The organism is Streptomyces sp. HB132, from assembly GCF_016909575.1.
In the GTDB taxonomy this organism is placed as follows: domain Bacteria; phylum Actinomycetota; class Actinomycetes; order Streptomycetales; family Streptomycetaceae; genus Streptomyces.
On record NZ_JAFBGA010000001.1, the window covers coordinates 549,504 to 565,407 of the forward strand.

General features: G+C 70.6%; 17 protein-coding genes and 1 pseudogene. 8 read left to right on the top strand and 10 right to left on the bottom strand.

Annotation, left to right across the window (positions count from 1 at the left end; genetic code table 11):
* Positions 1 to 106 precede the first annotated feature (106 nt).
* Complete coding sequence (locus JOC24_RS02710; RefSeq protein ID WP_205018439.1) at positions 107 to 382, top strand: hypothetical protein; 276 nt, start codon at positions 107 to 109, stop codon at positions 380 to 382.
* A 7-nt stretch (positions 383 to 389) separates the two neighbouring features.
* Positions 390 to 1,577 (top strand): glutathionylspermidine synthase family protein, encoded by a 1,188-nt coding sequence (locus JOC24_RS02715; protein ID WP_205018440.1) that lies wholly within the window; start codon positions 390 to 392, stop codon positions 1,575 to 1,577.
* Positions 1,578 to 1,667: 90 nt separating this feature from the next.
* On the opposite strand, the gene rocD is transcribed toward JOC24_RS02715, so the two are convergent.
* From rocD to JOC24_RS02730, 3 genes are all read right to left on the bottom strand, one after another.
* On the bottom strand, positions 1,668 to 2,873 hold the full coding sequence (gene rocD, locus JOC24_RS02720) for an ornithine--oxo-acid transaminase (RefSeq protein WP_205018441.1): 1,206 nt from the start codon (positions 2,871 to 2,873) through the stop codon (positions 1,668 to 1,670).
* A 189-nt stretch (positions 2,874 to 3,062) separates the two neighbouring features.
* Positions 3,063 to 3,350, bottom strand: a complete 288-nt coding sequence (locus JOC24_RS02725) for a hypothetical protein (protein WP_205018442.1) — start codon at positions 3,348 to 3,350, stop codon at positions 3,063 to 3,065.
* Positions 3,325 to 4,095 carry an RNA polymerase sigma factor gene (locus JOC24_RS02730; protein ID WP_374104472.1) on the bottom strand — a complete coding sequence of 257 codons (771 nt, stop codon included), beginning with the start codon at positions 4,093 to 4,095 and terminating at the stop codon, positions 3,325 to 3,327. The genes JOC24_RS02725 and JOC24_RS02730 overlap by 26 nt, the downstream gene beginning before the upstream one ends.
* Before the next feature lie 6 nt (positions 4,096 to 4,101).
* Between JOC24_RS02730 and trpS the strand changes: the two genes are divergently transcribed.
* Positions 4,102 to 5,115 carry a tryptophan--tRNA ligase gene (gene trpS, locus JOC24_RS02735; RefSeq protein WP_239579367.1) on the top strand — a complete coding sequence of 338 codons (1,014 nt, stop codon included), beginning with the start codon at positions 4,102 to 4,104 and terminating at the stop codon, positions 5,113 to 5,115.
* 90 nt (positions 5,116 to 5,205) lie between these two features.
* Complete coding sequence (locus JOC24_RS02740; protein ID WP_205018445.1) at positions 5,206 to 5,796, top strand: 2'-5' RNA ligase family protein; 591 nt, start codon at positions 5,206 to 5,208, stop codon at positions 5,794 to 5,796.
* A gap of 78 nt (positions 5,797 to 5,874) precedes the next feature.
* Here the strand turns inward: JOC24_RS02740 and JOC24_RS02745 are convergent.
* Positions 5,875 to 6,634 (bottom strand): annotated as a pseudogene (locus JOC24_RS02745) (decaprenylphospho-beta-D-erythro-pentofuranosid-2-ulose 2-reductase).
* 296 nt (positions 6,635 to 6,930) lie between these two features.
* Here JOC24_RS02745 and JOC24_RS02750 point away from each other — a divergent pair.
* On the top strand, positions 6,931 to 7,872 hold the full coding sequence (locus tag JOC24_RS02750; RefSeq protein WP_205018446.1) for a YihY/virulence factor BrkB family protein: 942 nt from the start codon (positions 6,931 to 6,933) through the stop codon (positions 7,870 to 7,872).
* Here JOC24_RS02750 and JOC24_RS02755 read toward each other — a convergent pair.
* On the bottom strand, positions 7,820 to 9,064 hold the full coding sequence (locus JOC24_RS02755) for a D-alanyl-D-alanine carboxypeptidase family protein (protein ID WP_307792616.1): 1,245 nt from the start codon (positions 9,062 to 9,064) through the stop codon (positions 7,820 to 7,822). The two genes, JOC24_RS02750 and JOC24_RS02755, sit on opposite strands and share 53 nt — an antisense overlap.
* Positions 9,065 to 9,185: 121 nt before the next feature.
* On the opposite strand from JOC24_RS02755, the gene JOC24_RS33010 reads away from it, so the two are divergent.
* The 3 genes from JOC24_RS33010 to JOC24_RS02765 all read left to right on the top strand — a co-directional run bounded on the left by JOC24_RS33010 (position 9,186) and on the right by JOC24_RS02765 (position 12,537).
* A complete protein-coding gene (locus JOC24_RS33010) occupies positions 9,186 to 9,431 on the top strand; it encodes an SCO4848 family membrane protein (protein ID WP_239579371.1) in 246 nt (81 codons plus the stop codon).
* Positions 9,432 to 9,491: 60 nt separating this feature from the next.
* Complete coding sequence (locus JOC24_RS02760; RefSeq protein WP_205018448.1) at positions 9,492 to 10,850, top strand: metallophosphoesterase; 1,359 nt, start codon at positions 9,492 to 9,494, stop codon at positions 10,848 to 10,850.
* A 133-nt stretch (positions 10,851 to 10,983) separates the two neighbouring features.
* Positions 10,984 to 12,537 carry an ABC transporter substrate-binding protein gene (locus JOC24_RS02765; RefSeq protein WP_205018449.1) on the top strand — a complete coding sequence of 518 codons (1,554 nt, stop codon included), beginning with the start codon at positions 10,984 to 10,986 and terminating at the stop codon, positions 12,535 to 12,537.
* Here the strand turns inward: JOC24_RS02765 and JOC24_RS02770 are convergent.
* The 5 genes from JOC24_RS02770 to JOC24_RS02790 all read right to left on the bottom strand — a co-directional run bounded on the left by JOC24_RS02770 (position 12,524) and on the right by JOC24_RS02790 (position 15,903).
* Positions 12,524 to 13,369, bottom strand: coding sequence for a TetR/AcrR family transcriptional regulator (locus JOC24_RS02770; RefSeq protein WP_205018450.1), 846 nt, complete (start codon positions 13,367 to 13,369; stop codon positions 12,524 to 12,526). The genes JOC24_RS02765 and JOC24_RS02770 overlap by 14 nt on opposite strands.
* Before the next feature lie 10 nt (positions 13,370 to 13,379).
* On the bottom strand, positions 13,380 to 13,829 hold the full coding sequence (locus JOC24_RS02775) for a thiol-disulfide oxidoreductase DCC family protein (protein ID WP_205018749.1): 450 nt from the start codon (positions 13,827 to 13,829) through the stop codon (positions 13,380 to 13,382).
* Positions 13,830 to 13,917: 88 nt separating this feature from the next.
* The gene (locus tag JOC24_RS02780) at positions 13,918 to 14,352 is read right to left on the bottom strand and encodes a hypothetical protein (RefSeq protein ID WP_205018451.1); all 435 of its coding nucleotides are present in this window, start codon (positions 14,350 to 14,352) and stop codon (positions 13,918 to 13,920) included.
* Between the two features lie 134 nt (positions 14,353 to 14,486).
* Positions 14,487 to 15,296 (bottom strand): hypothetical protein, encoded by an 810-nt coding sequence (locus JOC24_RS02785; RefSeq protein ID WP_205018452.1) that lies wholly within the window; start codon positions 15,294 to 15,296, stop codon positions 14,487 to 14,489.
* Positions 15,297 to 15,315: 19 nt separating this feature from the next.
* Positions 15,316 to 15,903 (bottom strand): hypothetical protein, encoded by a 588-nt coding sequence (locus JOC24_RS02790; protein ID WP_205018453.1) that lies wholly within the window; start codon positions 15,901 to 15,903, stop codon positions 15,316 to 15,318.
* Position 15,904: the final 1 nt, after the last annotated feature.

Below are 15,904 nucleotides of genomic sequence, written 5' to 3' on the forward strand. Positions count from 1 at the left end.
GAGTGGGCGGCACCGGGTTTCAGTCGCGCGAGCCATGCATCTAATCTGACTGACAGTTCGCCGGTGGGCGGGCACGGCTCATGGGCACGACGGGGGAGAACAGAACATGAACAGGCGCAGGCTGAGGTCGAGCACCGTCGTGCTCGGCGGCATGGGAGTACTCGCGGCAACGCTCACCGCGTGCAGTTCGGAACCGGACGAGCGGTGCGTCGACCCGGTGACCCAGGAGATCCTGCCGAGCTACGAGTGCGAGGACAGCGACGGCGGCGGCACCTACTACTACGGCGGCAGCAGCCACAACAACCGGATGTCCGGCGGCAGTTTCAACAAGTCGGCGGTCGAGCGCGACGGATTCGGCTCCTCCGGCTCCAGCGGCGGCTGAGACCTTCATGGAACGCCGCACCACGGAACCGCGTCCCGGCTGGCAGGAGACCGTCGAGGAGCAGGGGCTGATCTACCCCCTGACCCGGTACCCGGACGGATCCCTGCGCCCGTACTGGGACGAGAGCGCCTACTACGTCTTCTCGCTGCCGGAGGTCGAGGCGCTGGAAGAGGTCGTGGAGGAACTCCACACGATGTGTCTGGCGGCCGCCGCGCACATCGTCGAGCACGACCGCTTCGCCGATCTCGGCATCACCGACCCGCGACTGGCGGGCCTGATCGCCGAGTCCTGGCGGCGTCGTGCCGAACTCCCCTCCCTGTACGGCCGTTTCGACCTGCGGTACGACGGGACCGGTCCGGCCAAGATGCTCGAGTACAACGCGGACACCCCCACCTCACTCGTGGAGGCCGCCAGCCCCCAGTGGTTCTGGATGGAGGACCGCTTCCCCGGGGCCGACCAGTGGAACTCCCTGCACGAGCGTCTCGTCGACGCGTGGAAGCGACAGGCCCCGCTGCTGCCGCCGGGCCCCCTGCACTTCGCCCACTCCGACGGCGACGAGCTGGGCGAGGACCTGATGACGGTGGCGTATCTGCGGGAGACCGCCGCGCAGGCCGGGATCGACACCGAGGCGCTCTCCGTCGAGCGGATCGGCTGGGACCAGCTGTCCAAGCGCTTCGTCGACGAGCGGCTCCGCTTCATCCGCAGCTGCTTCAAGCTGTATCCATGGGAATGGCTCACGACCGACCGCTTCGGCCCGCACGTGCTGGCCACCCTCGACAACGGCGGGGGCACCGGCAGCACCTGCTGGATCGAACCGGCCTGGAAGATGCTCCTCTCCAACAAGGCTCTGCTCGCCGTCCTCTGGGAGCTGTACCCCGGCCACCCCAACCTCCTCCCCGCCTATCTCGACGGCCCCCGCGAACTGGCCGGGGCCGGCGGAGCGGGTTATGTCGCCAAGCCGCTGCTCGGCCGTGAGGGCGCCGGGGTCACCGTCCACGAACCGGGCAGCGCTCCGTCGCTGCGCGACGAGCCCTGCTGCTACCAGGAGCTGGCACCCCTTCCCGACTTCGCCGGCAACCGTGTGGTGCTCGGAGCCTGGGTGGTCGAGAACGAGTCCGCCGGGCTCGGCATCCGGGAATCGGCGGGGCTGATCACGGACGAGTACGCCCGCTTCCTGCCCCACGTCATCCTCTGAGCCGTCGGCCGGGCCCCGCCGACCGGGACTCGGCCGACGGGGCTCCGCCGGGCCGGAACTTCAGCCGACGGGACCTCGGCCGACGGGGATTCAGCCGGCCACTACGCCGCGGAGCTGGTCAAGGCCCCAGTCCAGGTCCTCCTTGCTGATCACCAGGGGCGGGGCGATCCGGATCGTGGAGCCGTGGGTGTCCTTGACCAGCACCCCGCGGTCCATCAGCTTCTCCGAGATCTCCCGGCCCGTCCCGAGCGCCGGGGAGATGTCGACCCCCGCCCACAGACCTCGTCCCCGCACGGCCTGCACGGCGCCGCCGCCGGTCAGCAGCCCCAGCTCGTGGTGGAGATGGTCGCCCAGCTCCGCGGCCCTCTGCTGGAACTCGCCGGTGCGCAGCATCGCGATCACCTCCAGCGCGACCGCACAGGCCAGCGGATTCCCGCCGAACGTGGATCCGTGTTCGCCCGGCCGGTAGACACCGAGGATCGCGGCGGAGGACACGACGGCCGAGACGGGCACGACGCCACCGCCGAGCGCCTTGCCCAGCACGTACATGTCGGGCACGACGCCCTCGTGCTCACAGGCGAAGGTCCGGCCCGTACGGCCCAGACCCGACTGGATCTCGTCCGCGATGAACAGGACGTTCCGCTCCTGGGTCATCTGTCGTACCCCGGCGAGATAGCCCGGCGGCGGAACCAGCACCCCGGCCTCGCCCTGGATCGGCTCCATCAGCACCGCGACGGTGTTCTCCGTCATGGCCTCGGCGAGCGCGGTGAGGTCCCCGTACGGAACGATCTCGAACCCCGGTGTGTACGGACCGAAGTCCGCCCGTGCCTCGTGGTCCGTGGAGAAGCTGACGATCGTCGTCGTCCTGCCGTGGAAGTTGTCGGCGGCGACGATGATCTTCGCCATCCCGTCCGGCACGCCCTTGACGCGATAGCCCCACTTGCGGGCCGTCTTCACGGCCGTCTCCACCGCCTCCGCCCCGGTGTTCATGGGGAGGACCATCTCCATGCCGCAGAGCTCGGCGAGACGCGTGCAGAACTCGGCGAACCGGTCGTGGTGGAAGGCGCGCGAGGTCAGCGTCACGCGTTCGAGCTGAGCCTTGGCCGCGTCGATCAGCCGCCGGTTGCCGTGCCCGAAGTTGAGGGCCGAATAGCCGGCGAGCATGTCGAGGTAACGGCGTCCCTCGACGTCGGTCATCCAGGCACCGTCCGCCGAAGCGACGACGACCGGCAACGGGTGGTAGTTGTGCGCGCTGTGCGCCTCTGCGGAGGCGATGGCGGTTTCCGTGGTCGACACGGGATCTCCGTTCGTCGTGCGGCGTGGGCGGGGGTCGTGCCCACTTTGTATCGTCGGTCGGATCCGGCGCGGGGAAACCTTCGGCGCGTGGCGCGCCTCGCGGCCTCAGGGCCCCGCCACCCGCTCTGCCGCCGTTCCCGCGGCTCGGAAACGAAGCGCGCCACTCCCCGGCCACACCCGGTCGGCCCGTCAGGCCGAGCTCCCCGGAGAGCGCGGGCCGTCCTTCCGGCCCAGCCACCACGCGCGGACCCGCTCCAGGCGGCCCGCGGGCTCCGCAACGAGCACGGACGCCGGCACAGGCACCGCTCCCGCGAGGATCTGGGCCAGGACCCGCTCGGCCATCGTCGCGCCGTCGGTGTCCGGCACGTCCAGCCCGTCGCGCAGCGCCATCAGCTCCGCCCGCAGCCGCTCCCGCGTCCCGTCCCGCCGCCGCCGCCCGGGGAGCTCCGGGTCATCGCCGTCCGTCGTTCCTCGCACCGCGCCCTCCCTCCTTCCGTTCGTCCCGCTCCGGACCCAGCTGGCCGCCGAGCCGCCGCTCCAGCTTCCTCAGCGCGCGATTGAGCCGGGACTTCACCGTCCCCCGGGGCCAGCCGAGGGCCTGAGCCGTCTCCGCCTCATCCATCTCCAGCAGGTAGCGGCAGGTCACCACCTGGCGCTGCTCCTCGCCCAGCTCCTCCAGCGCGGCGGTCAGCAGCGTCCCGCGTTCCCGGGCGAGGGCCGCCGCGGCCGGGTCCACCGAATCGGGTATCACCGGATCCACCCCCCGGGAACAGGCGTCACGGCCCGCCACCGCTCGCGCACGCCCTGCCGAGCGGACCGTGTTTCTCGTCTCATTCATCACGATGCGCAGCAGCCACGGTCTGAAGGGCGCGCCATCCCGGAAACGCCCCAGCGCCTGATACGCCTTGAAGAAGGCGGACTGCACCACGTCCTCGGCGTCCGCCCCCGCTCCGAAGGCCACCGCAGCCCGCAGCGCGACCCCCGTGTGGGAGCGCACGAGCTGCGCGTATGCCTCAGCGTCCCCGGCGCGCACACGAGCGATCACCACCGCCTCGCTGTCGTCATGTCCTGAGGGCAGCCCTCCGGCTCGCCCGACAGCGCCTCTCCCGCCCCCGTCGTCGATGCTGCGGCCCTCCTCCGGGCCCGGTCGCGATGCCCCTTCCCGCGTCCTCACATCTTTCCTACACCGGTTGCCGGAGATCGGTTCCACACCTGAGACAATGAGTTCATGGCCTCTGACCGACCCCGCGTGCTCTCCGGAATCCAGCCCACCGCAGGCTCGTTCCACCTCGGCAACTACCTCGGCGCGGTCCGCCAGTGGGTGGCGCTGCAGGAGTCCCACGACGCCTTCTACATGGTCGTGGACCTCCATGCGATCACCGTGCCGCAGGACCCGAAGGAACTCCGCGCCAACACCCGGCTCGCCGCCGCCCAGTTGCTGGCGGCCGGGCTCGACCCGGAGCGGTGCACCCTCTTCGTGCAGAGCCACGTCCCCGAACACGCCCAGCTCGGCTGGATCATGAACTGCCTCACCGGCTTCGGCGAGGCGTCCCGCATGACGCAGTTCAAGGACAAGTCCGCCAAGCAGGGCGCCGACCGGGCGACCGTGGGCCTCTTCACCTACCCGGTCCTCCAAGTCGCCGACATCCTGCTGTACCAGGCGGACCAGGTCCCGGTCGGCGAGGACCAGCGCCAGCACATCGAGCTCACCCGGGACCTCGCCGAGCGGTTCAACGGCCGCTTCGGACAGACGTTCACGATCCCGGCGCCGTACATCCTCAAGGAGACGGCGAAGATCTTCGACCTGCAGGACCCGGCGATCAAGATGAGCAAGTCCGCGTCCTCGCCGAAGGGTCTGATCAACCTCCTCGACGACCCGAAGGCCACCGCCAAGAAGGTCAGGAGCGCGGTCACCGACACGGACACCGTGATCCGCTACGACACGGAGAAGAAGCCCGGTGTCAGCAATCTGCTGAGCATCTACTCCACCCTCACCGGCACCGCGGTCACCGATCTGGAACAGAAGTACGAGGGCAAGGGCTACGGCGCGCTCAAGACCGACCTCGCCGAGGTCATGGTGGAGTTCGTCACCCCGTTCCGGACCCGCACCCAGGAGTACCTGGACGATCCGGAGACCCTGGACGCCCTTCTGGCCAAGGGAGCGGAGAAGGCCAGGACCGTCGCGGCCGAGACGCTCGCGCAGACCTACGACCGGATGGGTCTTCTGCCCGCGAAGCACTGAGTCCAAGGACCCTGGCGGGACCACGGCCGAAGGGGCCACACTGGCGTCGGCACGACCGAAGAACGACCTTCGAGGATTGAGGAGAACGACGTGGGGACCGTAACGCTCGGCGTTTCGATCGCGGTCCCGGAGCCGTACGGCAGCCTGCTCCAGGAGCGGCGCGCGAGCTTCGGGGACCCTGCCGCGTACGGCATCCCCACGCACGTCACCCTTCTCCCGCCGACCGAGGCCGAGGCGGCCGACCTGCCGGCGGTCGAGACCCACCTCTCCCAGATCGCCACGGCCGGCCGCCCCTTCCCGATGCGGCTGTCCGGCACGGGAACCTTCCGCCCGCTCTCACCGGTCGTCTACGTCCAGGTCGTCGAGGGTGCCTCGGCCTGCTCCTGGCTCCAGAGGCGGGTCCGGGAGGCCTCCGGGCCCCTGGTGCGCGAGCTGCAGTTCCCGTACCACCCGCACGTGACCGTGGCGCACGGCATCGCGGAGGAGGCCATGGACCGGGCGTACGAGGAGCTCTCGTCGTACGAGGCCGCCTGGACCTGCGGTTCCTTCGCACTGTACGAACAGGGCGAGGACAGTGTCTGGCGCAAGATCAACGAGTTCCCGTTCGGCGGCGGCGGGAGCGCCCCCGCCGTACCCGCCCAGGGCGGCAGCTCCATGGACCAGCCGTCCCTGCGCCCCTGAGCCCCGCATCTCCCGGACCTGACACAGCCCCGCGCCTGACACAGCCCCGGACCTGACACAGCCCCCCCCGCCGGGGTCCTACCGCACCGGCAGCCGTCGGAACAGCGGACGCGGTACGTGCCGCAGGGCCGACATCACCACCCGCAGCGCCCCCGGCACCCACACCGTCTCCGAACGCCGCCCCAGCCCCGTCACGATCGCGTCGGCGACTGCCCCCCGGGGTCGTGGCCAGCGGAGCCTCCTCGCGCCCTGCCGTCATCCGTGACCGTACGAAGCCGGGGCGTACGACCATCACGTGCACCCCCGTGCCGTGCAGCGCGTCGCCGAGCCCCTGCGCGAACGCGTCCAGCCCCGCCTTGCTGGAGCCGTAGATGAAATCGGCGCGCCGGGCGCGCTCTCCGGCCACCGAGGAGAGCACCACCAGCGATCCGTGGCCCTGCGCCTGGAGCGCGCCGGCGCACACCAGGCCCGCGGAGACCGCCCCCGTGTAGTTGGTCTGCGCGACCCGGACCGCGGAGAGCGGTTCCTCCTCGTCGCGGGCCTGGTCGCCCAGGACACCGAAGGCCAGCAGCACCATGTCGATGTCCTCCTCGGTGAAGAGCTTCCCGAGCACCTCCTCGTGGGAACCGGAGTCGAGCGCGTCGAAGGGGACGGTACGGACGTCGGCGCCCAGCTCACGCAGTTCGGCCGCGGCCCTTTCCAGGGCCGGCGAGGGCCTCCCCGCCAGCCGGACGGTCCTGGTGCGGCGGGCGATCAGCCGCCGTGCGGTGGCCAGGCCGATCTCCGAGGTGCCGCCGAGGACGAGCAGGGACTGCGGGGCACCGAAGGCGTCCTTCACGGGATAACTCCTAGCGGGATGACTGAGAGGTGCTGCGGCGCGGGCCCGGAGCGCGAGGCGGCGGGACAGGCCGGACGGGGAGGCCCCTGCGCCGGACGGGGAGGCCCTCGCCGCGTCCGGCCCCCGCTCGGGGCCCGAGCCGGGCCGGGACACCGTGCTGACAGACATGATCGTGACGTTATCGCCCGCGAAAACCCTTTTGAGGGATTCGTTACATGACTCACCGAAATGGGTGATTGGTGATTCGAGAGGGCGCTCGCATCGGTTTTCTGCGCCGGGAGGGGTACGCGTACGTCATGGACTGGCTGAAGAACCTCCCCGGCATCGGGCCGTTCGTCGCACGGCTGATGGAGACGCACGCCTGGCGCTCCTACGAGACGCTGGACCGGGTCCACTGGACCCGGCTCGCCGCGGCCATCACCTTCCTCAGCTTCCTGGCCCTCTTCCCGCTGATCGCGGTCGGGGCCGCCATCGGCGCCGCGCTGCTCACGCCCGGGCAACTCGACAAGATCGAGGACAAGCTCGCCGACCAGGTCCCCGGCATCTCGGACCAGCTCGGCATCGACAACCTCGTGGCACACGCGGGCACGGTGGGGCTCGTCGCCGGTGTGCTGCTGCTCTTCACCGGCATCGGCTGGATCGGCTCGATGCGGGACTGCCTGCGCGCGGTGTGGGAGAGGGACGACGTGGACGAGGGCAATCCGGTCGTCCGCAAGCTCAAGGACGCCGGCCTGCTGTTCGGCCTCGGCGGAGCGGTGCTCGTGACGCTCGCCGTGTCCGCCGTCGCCTCCACGGCCATCGGCTGGACGGTCGACCGTCTGGGCATCCCCGAGAACGGTGTGGGCGGGGTGCTGCTCCAGGTGGCCGCCGTGGCCGTGGCGGTGCTCGGCGACTTCCTGATCCTGCTCTACCTGCTGACCCTGCTGCCCGGGGTGGAGCCGCCGCGCCGACGGCTGATCGTGGCGGGGCTGGTCGGCGCAGTGGGCTTCGAACTGCTCAAGCTGCTGCTCGGCAGCTACATCCGGGACGTCGCGTCGAAGAGCATGTACGGCGCCTTCGGCGTGCCCATCGCGCTCCTCCTCTGGATCAACTTCAGCGCGAAGCTCCTCCTCGTCTGCGCCGCCTGGACGGCGACGCCGAGCAAGGGCGAGGAGAAGGACGCGGTGGACGGGGAGGGCGCGGACGTCAGCGACGGGGGAGGCGACGCGCCAGGGCCGGCAGCGGCCACCGCCGGTTGACCAGGAACACTCCGGCCGCCAGGACCACCAGGACACCGCCGACGACCGACAGGGCGGTCCAGGCCCCGCCGGAGCCGGCCGGGGCCGTCGCGGTCGCCGCGGCCGCGTGCTTCTTCTCGGCCTTGCCGGCGCCCGCCGCCGGTTCCGAGCCCTTGACGGCCACGGCGGACTTCGGCGGCACCAGCTCACCGACCGGGGTCACCTTGCCGCTGGCGGAGAAGCCCCAGTCGAGCAGGTGCGCCGCCTCCTTGTAGACGGCGTGGCTCTCCTCCGCCGAGGGCTTCATGACCGTCACCAGCAGCACCTTCCCGTCGCGTTCGGCGATCCCCGTGAAGGTGTTGCCGGCTTGGGTGGTGTAGCCGTTCTTGACGCCCGCGATGCCCTTGTACGGGTCCACCCCGATGTCACCGGTGATGAGCCGGTTGGTGTTCTGGATCTCGAAGCTCTTCCGCTTCTTGCCCTTCTTCTGCTCGCCGGGGAACTCCGCCGTCGCCGTCGCGGCGTACTCGCGGAAGTCCGCCTTCTGCATCCCGCTCCGGGCGAACAGCGTCAGGTCGTACGCGCTGGAGACCTGGTGCGGGGCGTCGTAGCCGTCGGGGGAGACGACCGTCGTGTCCAGGGCCTGGAGCTCCTCGGCGTGACGCTGCATCGCGGCGACCGTCGCGGGCACACCGCCGTACATCTCGGACAGCACGTGCACCGCGTCGTTGCCGGAGCGCAGGAACACGCCGAGCCACAGGTCGTGCACCGTGTAGGAGTGGTCCTCCTTGACGCCCACCAGGCTGCTGCCCGCGCCGATGCCGGCGAGCTCGTCCTCGGTCACCAGATGGGTCATGGACTTCGGCTGCAGGGCGGGCAGGACCGTGTCGGCGAAGAGCATCTTCAGGGTGGACGCGGGCGGCAGCCGCCAGTGCGCGTTGTGCGACGCGAGCACCTCTCCGTTCTCCGCGTCGGCGACGATCCACGACCGTGCGCTGAGGTCCTTCGGCAGCACCGGAGCGCCCGGCCCCAGGTCGACCTGCGTGCCGATCTGTCCCAGCCGCTCGCCGCCCACGGTCGACATCGGACCGGTCGGCTTCGGCTGTTTGTCGTCGGTCTTGTCCTTCTCGGCCGCCCCAGCGGGACAGACGGCAGACACGGACAGCAACGCGGCAGAGAGGACCGCCAGTACGGTCTTTTTCAGAGCAGGCACGGTCGGAAACGTACAGGGCGTCACTGAGGATGGGGACCCGGATGGCCTGACCCGCCGTGCATACCGCCGGGACAGCCCACCCCGGGCGATCGACGAGGAGCGCGGCGGCGATACTGATTCCATGAAGCTCAGCCGCCCCGTCTCCTGGTTCCTGCTCGTCTTCGGAGCGTGGAGCTGGGTCATCTGGGTCACCTTTGTCAAAAATCTCTGGAAAGACGGCAGCGGGCTCGCGTTCGACGACGCGGGCGACCCGACTGCGTACTTCTGGGTCCATCTCCTGCTCGCCGTCACCTCGTTTCTTCTGGGGACGGCTGTGGGGGTCATCGGGTTCCGTGGTGTCAGGGCTTCGCGTCACGAAAGCAGATGACGTGACGGGTGGGGGCCGTCGTCCGGACAGCATCGTTTCAGCGGGGGAGCGTACGTGTTTGTGGTCTTCGTAGTCGTGGCGGTCGCGGTTGTCGCGCTGCTCGCGGGCGTACACCGCTATGTGTGGCGCCGGCTGATCGGCGACACGACACGGAAGGGCGGCCTCGCGCGCCGCGCGGGCACCGTCGCGGCCTTCGTGCTGCCACTGCTGACCGTCGGCGCCTTCATCTCCAGCCGCGCGGGCTTCCCCTTCCCGCTGCAGCAGGCGCTGGCCTGGCCGGGCTATCTGTGGCTGGCCGCCCTGCTCTACCTGACGCTGGCTCTGCTGGTGGGGGAGGGCGTCCGCCCCCTCCTGCGCAGGATCCTCGCCCGCCGGGCCGAAGCCGCCGGCGCCGGGCACGCGGACGTGGCCACGGCGACCGCTGACGGGTCAGCCGCACCCGCCGGGCACACGGACCGGGAAAGCGTGCCGGCCGCCCTGCAGTCCGACGCCGTCACCGCGACAGCCGCCGAACCCGCCACCGCGGCGGGGGGCGGCAGCGCCGTCACGGACCTCGCGCCGCGCGCCGAGACCCCCGCGCCGTCCGTCGCCGATCCCTCGCGCCGGCTCTTCGTCGCCCGAGCCGTCGGCGGAGCGGCCGCCCTCGCCGGTCTCGGCACGGTCGGGTACGGCACCTACGGGGTGCTGCGCGGCCCCAGCACCAAGCGGATCACCATCCCGCTCGCCGGACTGCCGCGATCGGCCCACGGCTTCCGGATCGCCATGGTGAGCGACATCCACATCGGCCCCATCCTGGGCCGCGCCCACACCCGGCGGATCGTGGAGGCGATCAACGCCACCCGTCCTGACCTGGTCGCCGTCGTCGGAGACCTGGTCGACGGATCCGTCGCCGACCTCGGTACGGCGGCCGAGCCCCTGGCCGGACTGGAGGCCCGACACGGCAGCTTCTTCGTCACCGGCAACCACGAGTACTTCTCTGGCGCCGCGGAGTGGGTCGACCACGTACGCGAGCTGGGTCTGCACCCGTTGGAGAACGCCCGCGTCGAGATCGCCGGCTTCGACCTCGCCGGAGTCAACGACGTCGCCGGCGAGAGCGAGGGCCAGGGCCCCGACTTCGCCCGCGCCCTCGGCGACCGTGACCGCAGCCGCGCCTCGGTCCTCCTCGCGCACCAGCCCGTCGTCATCGACGACGCCGTCGAGTACGGCGTCGGTCTCCAGCTCTCCGGCCACACCCACGGGGGCCAGCTCTGGCCCGGGAACCTGGTGGCCGAGCTCGCCAACCCGACCGTCGCCGGGTACGAACGCTACGGCGACACGCAGTTGTACGTCTCGCGCGGTGCGGGGGCCTGGGGGCCGCCCGTGCGCGTCGGTGCCCCCTCCGACATCACCGTGGTGGAGCTCGCTTCCCCGCAGGCCTGAACCGAAACCTGTGAGCCCCATTACCAGCCTTCCAAATGTGAATATCGTGTGATTGGGTGAGGCTCAACATGCGGCGGTGATGTGCCTCTCTGTGCACGCGAGCCGGGGTGGGGTTGGCAAGGGAGCACGGCACATGCGCTTCATCCGTCTGCGGATTCTCGCGATTCTGGCGGTACTGGTCATGGTGGGAGCAGGCGCCTGGCAACTGCTCCCCTCGGATGAGGTGAACGAGTCCCCGATCACGGTCGGCACGTCCGACGAGGTCACCTCGCTCGACCCGGCCGGCGCGTACGACGCCGGTTCCTGGGCGATATACAGCAACCTCTACCAGTCCCTGATGACCTTCAGGCCCGGGGCGGTCGTACCGGAACCGGACGCGGCCGAGAGCTGCGACTTCATCGGCCAGAAGCTCCAGACGTACCAGTGCCGGCTGCGTGACGACCTGACCTTCTCGAACGGCCGCAAGATCACGGCCGCGGACGTCGAGTACTCCTTCGAGCGCATGCTCAGGATCAAGGCGGACGTCGGCCCCGCGGTGCTGTTCCCCGGCCTCGACACCATCGTGTCCGAGGGCCGCACGATCACCTTCAACCTCTCGGCCCGGGACGCGACGTTCCCCCAGAAGCTCGCCACGGGCGCCGGATCCATCGTCGACCCGGACCGGTACCCGAAGGACAGGCTCCGCACGGACGACCAGGTCGACGGCTCGGGCCCGTACACCCTGAAGTCCTACGAGCCCGGGGTCGCCGCCCAACTGGTGCCCAACCCGGCGTACAAGGGCGCGCTGAAGAAGACGGGTGTCGCGGTCGGCATCCGGTACTTCGACGGGTCCGAGGCGCTCCAGGCCGCATGGGCGGCCGGAGGCGTCGATGTCACGCATCGCCAGCTCCCGGCCGCGCAGCTCTCCGAGCTCGACCCCGGCGCCGGTGAACAGCGCGTGACCGAGGCGGACAGCGCCGAGATCCGCAACCTCGTCTTCAACGTCCGCGAGGGCGCGCCGCTCGCGGACAGGAAGGTCCGCCAGGCCGTCGCCTGGATCATCGACCGGGGGCCGCTGGTCACCAAGGTCTACCGGAACACCGTCGAGCCGCTCTACTCGCTGATCCCGCAGGGTTACATCGGGCACAGCACCCCCTTCTTCGACTCGTATCCGCAGTCGGACCCGAAGCGGGCCAGGGCGCTGATGGAGGAGGCGGGTGTGGATCTTCCGATGCGCATCACCTTCGCCCACCGCGACGACGACGCCAACAAGGAGGAGTCCGCCGAACTGGTCCGCCAGCTCGAGAAGGACGGACTGTTCGAGGTCACGGAGAAGGCCGTGGAGTGGCAGGACTTCCAGAAGGGGTACGCGGCCGGGAAGTACGACGTGTACACCATCGGCTGGCTTCCCGACTTCCCGGACCCCGACACCTTCAGCCAGCCGCTGGTCGGCCGTGAGAACTCCCTCCACAACGGCTACACCAGCGAGAAGATGGACGCGCTGATCGCGGCCACCCAGCAGTACAGCGACCGGGGCCGGACCTCCGCCGACTTCAAGGAACTGCAGCGGCTGGTCGGCGAGGACGTTCCGCTGATCCCCCTGTGGCAGAAGAAGGACTACGTCGTCAGCAAGCAGTCGGTGTCCGGATCCCAGTACCTCTCCGACGGCACGGGGATCTGGCGGCTGTGGGAACTCAGCTGGATCTGATGTCCGAGGCGCCGGGCGTGTCCGGGGAGTCGGGCGTGTCCCGGGCGGGGAGCTTGTCCGAGGCGCCGGGCGCACCCTGTTCCGGCCCTTTCGCCGCGCCGGGCATGAATTCCACCAGGACGTCGCTGAGTTGACGTACGAGCGGTCGCAGTACCCGGAAGCGGGAGAGTGCGATCGCCCGTGCGGCGATCGGTGCGGTGCGCTCGACGAGCCGTCGGCTGCGTTCGGTGCCCTCGGTCCGGTCGTAGACCCAGAACAGCACCAGCCCCATCTGCATCAGCCACATCAACTGCGGCAGCAGATCGGCCAGTTCCGGGTCGTGCTTGGTGCTGGATCCGGCCAGGCACCGCTGGTGCACCGAGATCGCGGCCTCGCGGGCGGCCACGGACTCCTCCGAGAAGGGGGAGAGCGGACTGTCCGGGTCGGCGGCGTTCTTGAAGAACTGGGCGGCGAAGCGGTGGTACTGCTCGGCCACGTCCAGCCAGCAGAGCAGCACACCGCGGATGCGGACGCCGAGATCCGCGTCGCCTGCCAGGACCGGCCGGACCGCTGCCTCGTGCTCGGCGGCGATCCGGTCGTAGAACCCCTGGACCAGGTGTTCCTTCGAGGAGAAGTAGTAGTAGGCGTTCCCGACGGAGACGCCGGCCTCCTGGGCGACGGCCCGCATCGTCGTCCGGTCGTACCCCCGCTCCTCGAACAGCCGGAGCGCGGTCTCCAGGATCAGCGTGCGGGTCTGCTCGCTCTTCGGGGCTTTGGCGGACCTTTCGGCTCTGCCTGCTCCGGCCGGCTTCGCCGCGTTCGCGTCAGCCACGTTCTTCTCTTCCTTCACCACGGTCCCCAGGCTATCCGGGAGTTCCGCCCGCAGGATCCGGCAGTCGGCAGGCTCCGTCGGCGGAGCCGCACGGCTCCGCCGTGACGGACCGGTACTTCGCCGCGGCGAGCACCGTCGCACGGGCGAACGGACGGCCCAGGGGAGTGGTCAGCCAGTGGGCCCGGGGCCGGTGTTCGGCCAGGGCCCAGAGGCAGACGATCCAGGCCGCGGTCCCCCGGTAGACCTGCCCGCGGTCCCCGACCACCGTGATCTCCTCCAGTGTCCCCGCGTGGTCGAGCCCGGGGAAGCGGTCCCTCGCCTCCCGGCCACCCGCCGGGACGAGATCGAGCGGTACGAGCTGGCGCTGCTTGCGCAGCCAGTGCCGCAGATGGAGGCAGAGCGGGCACCCGTCGTCGTAGAGCACCGTGAGCCGGGTGACCGGAGGGTACGTGTAGGGGGCGGACGCGCGGTCCTGCGTCAGGCCGGCCGTGTCCTGGGCGTCCCGGGTGCCCTGTGTGCTCTGAGTGCCCTGAGCGGCTTGGGTGCCCTGGGTGTCCGTCACGGCCCGCTCACCTCCCGGTGGCGGGTGCTGCCCAGGGGCCCTGGTTGCCGGGGCCGGTCCAGCCCTGCGGCGGCACGGGCGGGGTCTGCTCGCGCTCCATCAGTCCGCGGCGGCGGATCTTGTTGAGCACGTAGACGTTGCCCAGGTGCATCACGCCGAGGACCAGCAGGACGACCCCGATCTTCACCGACAGTGCCTCGAAGAGCTGCCGGGCGTCGGCCACCCCGTCGGCGTTCTTCAGGTACAGGGTCACGAAGCCCAGGTTGACCAGGTAGAAGCCGACCACCAGCAGGTGGTTCACGGCATCCGCGAGCTTGTCGTTCCCGTGGAGCACGTCGGCGAGGAAGACCTTGCCGTTGCGGCTGAGCGTGCGGGCGACCCAGATGGTGAGCGCGACGCTGATGAGCAGATAGATGACGTAGGCGAGCACAGTGAGGTCCATGCCCCACCCTCCCTTGAACGTGTTCAAAATGCTGATGTCATGACTGTAGGCCTGTCTTTGAACATGTTCAAGTGGCGTCCCGGGGCATGCCGGAACGCTGGATCGCCGCCAGTGCGGGAGAGGGTGACGTGAAATCAGTCCGTGAGGGCCTTGACGAGCTCGGCCCGCAGTTCGTCCGGGTCGGGCAGCGGGGCGGAGGCCAGCGCCTCGTTCCACCCGGCGGCGGCCTGGTCGACGCCGGAGCGGAAGGCGCGCCGCAGCGGAACCCGCCCGAAGAGCAGCGCGAGCGCCGCCACCGGGCGCAGCAGCGACCGCCCGCGCACGGTCAGCGTGACGCCGACCTCCCAGGAGCCGTCGTCGGCCGGGCGCGGCGTGATGGTGAGGCGCGCGCGTCCCAGCCGGTGCTTGGCGCGGGCCGTGAGCGGCGCGCGGGCCGGCGGGAGGGATCCGGCACGGGCCGCCGCGGCCGCCCACCAGGCGGCCAGGTCGAGCCTCGCCCGGCCGGAGGCGCGGTGCAGCGACCCTCCGACGGGACTGCGCACGTCGAAGCCCACGTCCAGCGTCCCGGGCCGGTCCGGGGTACGCAGCCGCCCGGCCAGCCGCACGGCCAGGTCGGCGGAGTCCATGCGGAGCTCGACGGCGATCGCGTTGGAGCGCCGCCATTCCCGCACGGTCATCACGACCGGGTCGTGCACGGGGCTCACGCCGGGGGTGCCGGCCTCCTCGTCGGCGTCCGAGGCGATCTCGTAGCGGGCCCCCGCGCGCAGGTGACGGCCCTTCAGCAGGCGTATGCCGGGGACCAGCGGCCCGCCGTCGCCCAGCACGATGTCGCCGCCGCGGCGCGTCCGTGTGGACTCGGACGTGTCCAGGGCGAACCGCGCGCACTCCTCGAACCAGGCGCGGTCCAGGGGTGTGACGGTGACCGTGTGGTCGAAGCGGGCCATGCGGAGGTCGTGCCCGGTCTCAGACGCTCATCGAACGGGCGGTGTTGACCTGGGACATGACCCAGTGGAACGTCTCCGGTGCCGTCGCGGGGATCATCGTCTGGTGGTGCCGCCCGCCGCTGGTGACCGTGATCTGCACGAAGCCGGTCGTGCGCTTCTCCTTCATCAGGAGGAACAGCAGACCGATCAGGCAGAACAGCGCGAAGACGATCGCCAGCACGATGCCCACGGTCGGGATCTTCTCTTCCGTGCGCGACATGTCGGTCGCCGTCCACACCGCGCCCTTCAGCGGCAGGGTGCCGGACGGGGTCACGATGCTGTCGTTCATCACCGTGATGTCACCGAGCGAGAGCACCGGCATGCTGCCGCCCTGCTGCACCGGCAGGTTGAAGCCGGTCTCCGTCGGCTGACCGGGGCCCGGGTAGCCGTAGCCGGGGCCGGGCTGCGCCGCGCCCTCGGGCAGCGGCTGCGGATAGCCGTACGCGGGCGGGGCGCCGGCTGCCGGATAGCCGTAGCCCGGACCGTCCGGCATGGTGGGCGGATTGCCCTGCGACTGGGGCGGGCCCCACTTGTATGAGTCGTCCGCATACGGATTCGGATCGCTCACG

Bases quoted from the DNA above. Each gene is read 5' to 3' on its own strand.
- JOC24_RS02710 (WP_205018439.1), top strand. From the start codon at position 107: ATGAACAGGCGCAGGCTGAGGTCGAGCACCGTCGTGCTCGGCGGCATG.
- JOC24_RS02715 (WP_205018440.1), top strand. From the start codon at position 390: ATGGAACGCCGCACCACGGAACCGCGTCCCGGCTGGCAGGAGACCGTC.
- trpS (WP_239579367.1), top strand. From the start codon at position 4,102: ATGGCCTCTGACCGACCCCGCGTGCTCTCCGGAATCCAGCCCACCGCA.
- JOC24_RS02750 (WP_205018446.1), top strand. From the start codon at position 6,931: ATGGACTGGCTGAAGAACCTCCCCGGCATCGGGCCGTTCGTCGCACGG.
- JOC24_RS33010 (WP_239579371.1), top strand. From the start codon at position 9,186: ATGAAGCTCAGCCGCCCCGTCTCCTGGTTCCTGCTCGTCTTCGGAGCG.
- JOC24_RS02765 (WP_205018449.1), top strand. From the start codon at position 10,984: ATGCGCTTCATCCGTCTGCGGATTCTCGCGATTCTGGCGGTACTGGTC.
- JOC24_RS02780 (WP_205018451.1), bottom strand. From the start codon at position 14,352: ATGGACCTCACTGTGCTCGCCTACGTCATCTATCTGCTCATCAGCGTC.
- JOC24_RS02785 (WP_205018452.1), bottom strand. From the start codon at position 15,296: ATGGCCCGCTTCGACCACACGGTCACCGTCACACCCCTGGACCGCGCC.